The sequence below is a fragment of the Chroococcidiopsis cubana SAG 39.79 genome (assembly GCF_003991895.1).
Taxonomy (GTDB): domain Bacteria; phylum Cyanobacteriota; class Cyanobacteriia; order Cyanobacteriales; family Chroococcidiopsidaceae; genus Chroococcidiopsis; species Chroococcidiopsis thermalis.
The window spans coordinates 1,753-2,576 of record NZ_RSCK01000231.1 but is presented as its reverse complement, the minus strand read 5'-3'; the positions used below and the strand labels follow the sequence as shown (position 1 = coordinate 2,576).

1 pseudogene is annotated in these 824 nt (G+C 38.1%); it reads right to left on the bottom strand.

The annotated features are described in order from the left end of the window. Positions 1-61: 61 nt before the first annotated feature. Positions 62-824: pseudogene (locus DSM107010_RS37535) on the bottom strand (IS701 family transposase); the annotation flags it as partial.

Below are 824 nucleotides of genomic sequence, written 5' to 3'. Positions count from 1 at the left end.
TCTAAACAGCCTTCCAGCTCACGTCAGCACTACAAATTAGACTCTTATAGGGGGATTACGGCAAGCTCATTTCAACCCAAGTCCTTAACCCGTAGAAGTTGCCAACTTCTCTTGGGGTAATATCTGGATATTTACTCATGACGTACCAAGTAGAGTTTTCAGGTAATTGCTCGACATCTGTAGTAATCTGCCAATATCTAATTTATCCACGTTTGCCTGGGATAATTTCTCTAATGAAGCGATTTTCTCTCATCAGGTCAGAAAATACTCTTTGAAATTTATGCCACTTTAAATATTGAATTCTTTGTCTTGGAAGTAGCTCTATGGAATAATTTGAGCGAATTGCCACTATATAGTTTAAACTCAGTTCATCTAATACAGATATAAAATTTGTACTACTCTCACCATATAAGCTATCTGCCAGTACCAAGTTGAACTTGAAACCCATTGACTCTAATTGTCTGAGCAGTAGTGCTGCTATTTCTGGCTTAGTCCGATATTGATCTTCTGCTTTTAGTCTCTCCCTAGGTTTGTACACTTCAAACAGTAATGGAAATGTCATTCCACAGAAAACACCATACACTGTCACTACCACAATTCCATTCTCGGTTTTTCCCAAGTTCCCGATATACTGCCGTTTCACATAATCTGTTGATGTTCCTTTTTTCTTGTCTCCTGTTTCGTCAACAATCAACACGATTGGTCTTCCTTGTAACACCTGTAATATTAACTCTAATCTTCGATTTCTTACCTCTTGTGTTTCCCAAGGTGAATGGGTTAAAAAATGATGTAATGGTTGGTGGTTCTCTAAGCCCACAATTCTC